This is a genomic window from Xanthomonas prunicola, assembly GCF_002846205.1.
GTDB lineage: Bacteria > Pseudomonadota > Gammaproteobacteria > Xanthomonadales > Xanthomonadaceae > Xanthomonas > Xanthomonas prunicola.
Genome location: NZ_PHKV01000033.1, coordinates 1 through 4,953 on the forward strand (window position 1 = coordinate 1; position 4,953 = coordinate 4,953).

Genomic DNA, 4,953 nt, shown 5'->3' on the forward strand with positions numbered 1-4,953 from the left:
CTCCCTGCTGGCGGTGACGCTGGTGGAGCGCATCAAGTTGGAAGGCATCGACTCCGATGTCCGCACGCTGTTTGAACAGCCCACCTTGGCCGACTACGCCGCCGCGATCGAACAAGTGGAGATTGTCCTGTGAGCGTCGTCGACTTCATGCAGTCGCTGAAGAAACAGGGCATCGAACTGGCAGCGCAGGAAGGGCGGCTGGTTGTACGCGGCAACAAGGCTGCGCTCGATCAGGCCTCGCTGATGGAACAATTGCGTCAGCACCGGCCAGCGCTGATCGAATTGCTGCAAGACCTGGCGGCTGCCGAAGCCGGTACAGGCACCGGCACTCAGGCCTCTGACGAGCAGGCGCCATGCCCTGCATTCTGCCCGGAAGACCTGAGTCAGGAGGACATCGACCGCATCGTTGCCACCGTGCCCGGCGGCAAGGACAACGTGCAGGAAATCTACCCGCTCGCGCCATTGCAAGAAGGCGTGCTTTATCACCATCTTTCCGCCGAACAAGGGGACGCCTACTTGCTTCGGGCGCACTACGTTTTCGCGGATGAGTCGCGGCTGCAAGCATTCGCCAATGCGTTGCAACAGGTGATCGATCGTCACGATGTGTTGCGGACAAGCCTGGTCTGGCAGAGCCTGGATGCACCGATGCAGGTGGTATGGCGAAAGGCGCCACTTCCGCTGGAGCAGATCGACTGCGACGCGGACCAGGGCGATGTGTTGTTGCAATTGCAGCAGCGTTTCGATGCGCGGCGCGTGCCGTTGAACCTGGGTCAGGCGCCTCTGCTGAAACTGGTGTGCGCCCACGATCCGGCCAATCAACGCTGGGTCGGGACCCTGCTGTTTCACCATCTGATCCTGGATCATCTATCGCTGCAAATACTGCGTCATGAGTTGCAAATGTGCCTGCTCGGTCGCGGGCAGGAATTGCCTCCCTCGCTGCCATATCGCACATACGTGCTGCAGGCACGCGCCAGTGTTGCGGAGGATCGGCACCGCGCCTTTTTCACGGAGCGGCTGGGTGATGTTGACGAGCCCACCTTGCCGTTCGGTCTGGCAGAACTACCGGGCGACGGCGCGGCGATCCAGGAAGCATGCATCCCGCTCGACCCGCAGCTCGCTGTGCGAATCCGGCAGCAAGCGCGCCTGTTTGGCGTCACGGCGGCAAGCCTGCACCATCTTGCCTGGGCACAGGTGCTGGCGCGGACCTCCGGGCGTTTCGACGTGGTCTTCGGCACCGTGCTGATGGGGCGCATGCAGGCCGCCAAGGGCGCCGGCCTGGCAATGGGGCTGTTCGTCAACACATTACCGATTCGGCTTCGGGTGACTCAGCCGGTTCACCTGGCGCTGCGGCAGACGCATGAAGAACTGACTGCGTTGATGGCCCACGAATACGCCCCGCTGAGTCTGGCACAGCGATGCAGTGGGATCGCAGCCCCGGCGCCGTTGTTCAGTGCGCTGTTGAACTATCGCCATAGCCCGCACACGCAGCAGTCGGAGCAACAGGCATGGCGCGGAATTGAGGTGTTGCACGCCGAGGAGCGTACACATTATCCGCTGACGCTGAATGTCGACGACCTCGGAGATGGGTTTGCGCTGACCGCGCAGGTCCCGCCGATGATTGGCGCTGAGCGAATCTGTCATTACATGCATGCTGCATTGTCGGGCCTTGTCGATGCATTGGAGCGCACGCCCGAACAAGTCACTGCGCTGGTAGACATTCTGCCGCATGCAGAACGGAAGTGGTTGGTGGCGGGTTGCAACCTGCCTTATGCAGAGTCCGCGCAGACGCCGCTGTTGCATCAACGCTTCGAGGCGCAGGCGGCGGCCGAGCCTGACGCGGTTGCCGTACTGTTCGAACAACAGCAGATTACCTACGGACAGCTCAATGCTCAGGCTAACCGGATCGCACATGCGTTGATCGCGTTGGGAGTGCGCCCGGACGATCGCGTGGCGCTCTGCCTGCAACGCGGGATCGGCATGATCGCCGGCATGTTGGCGATTCTCAAGGCCGGTGCCGGATATGTGCCGGTGGATCCTGCTTCACCTCAACAGCGGTTGGCCTTTATCCTCGAGGACAGTGCGCCGGTTGCGTTGGTGACCGATGCTTGCACGATTCCATCGTTGCCGCCGGTATCCTGCCCAGTCGTCGATCTTGATCTTGAAGGCGCAGGGCATCACCAGCTGGCGGGTCAACCGCAGTCCAATCCAAGCCGGGCAGGCTTATCGCCACAGCATCTGGCGTATGTGATCTATACCTCCGGTTCCACCGGCAAGCCCAAAGGGGTACAGGTCGAACACCGCAACGTCACGCGGCTGTTCTCGGCGACGCAAGACTGGTTTGGCTTTGCTGCCAGCGATACGTGGGCGTTATTCCACTCCTTCGCTTTCGATTTTTCGGTCTGGGAAATGTGGGGCGCGCTACTGTACGGGGGGCGCTTGCTGATCGTGCCGCAGCAGGTGACGCGATCACCGCAGGATTTCTACCGACTGCTCTGTCAGAGCGGGGTCACCATCCTCAATCAGACGCCGAGCGCCTTCTTCCACTTGATCGATGCGCAGCAGGGCGAACAAGAAGACCATCGTCTGCGTCTGGTGATCTTCGGCGGCGAAGCGCTGGATCCGCGCATGCTCACGCCTTGGTTCGCTCGCCCGCGCAATGCGGCCACGCAATTGGTCAATATGTACGGGATCACCGAGACCACCGTGCACGTGACGTATCGTCCGCTGTCGGCGACAGACGCAATCAATGGCGGCACCAGTCCGATCGGTAAACGCATTCCAGACCTTCGTGTGTACCTGCTGGACGCGCAGCGACAACCGGTGCCGGTCGGCGTGGCGGGCGAACTGTATGTGGGAGGTGCCGGTGTCGCGCGTGGCTACCTTAACCGGCCTGAGTTGACCGCTGAGCGCTTTCTGGATGATCCGTTTCATCCAGGCGCCCGTCTTTACAAAAGCGGCGATCTTGCCCGATGGCTGCCGGATGGCCAGCTGGAATATCTCGGCCGCAACGACGAGCAGGTGAAGATCCGCGGCTTTCGCATCGAGCTTGGCGAGATCCAGGCAAAGTTGACGGCGCATCCGCAGATACGCGATGCCCTGGTGACGGCACATAACGATATTGCTGGCCATCAGCGGCTGCTGGCGTATGTGATCGCTCATCAGACGCAGGCGGCGCCAACGCCTGAGCAGTTGCGCCAATGGCTGTCGGCGACGCTGCCGGACTACATGATTCCCAGTGCGTACGTGCCACTGGACGCATGGCCGCTGACCTTGAATGGCAAGCTGGATCGCAAGCAGTTGCCGATGCCATCGGAAGACGCACATGCCAGGCATGCCTACGATGCGCCGCAAGGTGCGGTGGAGACGTTGCTCGCTGGCCTGTGGACGCAGGTGCTACAGGTGGAGCGGATCGGCCGGCACGATAATTTCTTTGCACTGGGCGGCCATTCGCTGCTGGCGGTGACCTTGATCGAGCGGATGCGTCGCCATGGGCTCAGCACCGATGTGCGGGTATTGTTCGGCCAGCCCACGCTGGCAGCGATCGCTGCAGTGGTTGCGAACACGCAGGAAATCGTGGTTCCCGACAACCGCATTCCTGCGACCTGCGACCGCATCACGCCGGAGCTGCTGCCATTGGTCGAGCTGTCGCAGACTGCGATCGACCGCATCGTTGCGCTTGTGCCTGGCGGTGCAGCCAATGTGGAGGACATCTATCCGTTGGCACCGCTGCAGGAAGGCATGCTGTATCACCATCTGACTGCGCAGCAGGGTGACCCGTATCTATTGCGTTCGCAGTTCGGCTTCGCCAATCGCTCCCGGTTTGAGGCCTTCGTCCAGGCACTGCAGCAGGTGATCGATCGCCACACCATTCTGCGCACCTCGATCGTCTGGGAGGGATTGACGAAGCCTGTGCAGGTGGTCGCACGTCGCGCCAGGCTGCCAGTCGAGACGATCACGCTCGATCCTGCGCAGGGCGACGTCGCAGGCCAGCAGCGTGCGCTCTATGATCCACGCGGCTATCGCCTGCCTCTGCACAGCGCGCCGCTGTTGCGTCTGTTCGTTGCCGAAGATGGTGAGACGGGGCAACTGGTGGCAACGTTGCTGTTTCACCATAGTGTGCTCGACCACATGGCACTGGAGGTGGTGCGCGAAGAGATGCAGGCCGTGCTGTCCGGCGTACCGGAGCGGCTGGCATCTCCGATGCCGTATCGCAATTATGTCGCTCAACTCCAGCTCGGAGCGAGAGATGATGCGCACGCGGACTTCTTCGCCAGGATGTTGAAAGACGTCGATTCGCCGACGCTGCCGCTGGGCTTGCGCGATATCCAAGGCGATGGCAGCGACATCGAACAAGCGCAATTACGCTTGGACGATACATTGAGTGCCGCACTGCGCGTGCAGGCCAGAAAGGCCGGCGTCAGTGTTGCCAGCCTGCATCATCTCGCCTTCGCGCGGGTCGTCAGCTTGCTGTCAGGGCGCGAGGACGTGGTGTTCGGCACCGTGTTGCTGGGCCGCATGCAGGGCGGAAGCGGTGCTGATCGCATGCTGGGGGTATTCATCAATACCTTGCCGCTGCGCTCGAATCCGGGCAGCGCGACTGTGCGCACTGCGTTGGCGCAGATGCATGACAGCCTCAGTGAATTGCTCGCCCATGAGCATGCAGCGTTGGCCCTTGCGCAGCGCTGCAGCGGTATCGCAGCACCGATGCCGTTGTTCAGTGCCTTGTTGAATTATCGGCACACCGCCAGCGCGGCAGGCACAGACGAAGATGCGGCGTGGCAGGGCATCACTGTTCTGGAGGCCGAGGAGCGCAGTAACTATCCATTGGTGCTGAGCGTCGATGATGTGGGTGATGGTTTCCAACTGAGTGCGCAGGTGTCAGCCAGCGGTGCCGCCACTCGCCTTTGCGACTACATGCGATCGGCATTGCAGCAACTGGCCGACGCGCTCGAG

Annotated in this window: 2 protein-coding genes; both read left to right on the forward strand. The window is 61.8% G+C overall.

Features of this window, described 5'->3' with window-relative positions:
• Nucleotides 1-13: 13 nt before the first annotated feature.
• On the forward strand, nt 14-133 hold the full coding sequence (locus XpruCFBP8353_RS24580) for a hypothetical protein (RefSeq protein WP_341475824.1): 120 nt from the start codon (nt 14-16) through the stop codon (nt 131-133).
• Nucleotides 130-4,953: non-ribosomal peptide synthetase (locus tag XpruCFBP8353_RS22750; RefSeq protein WP_133125701.1), on the forward strand; the 4,824-nt coding region annotated here is incomplete at its 3' end. The genes XpruCFBP8353_RS24580 and XpruCFBP8353_RS22750, both read left to right, overlap by 4 nt.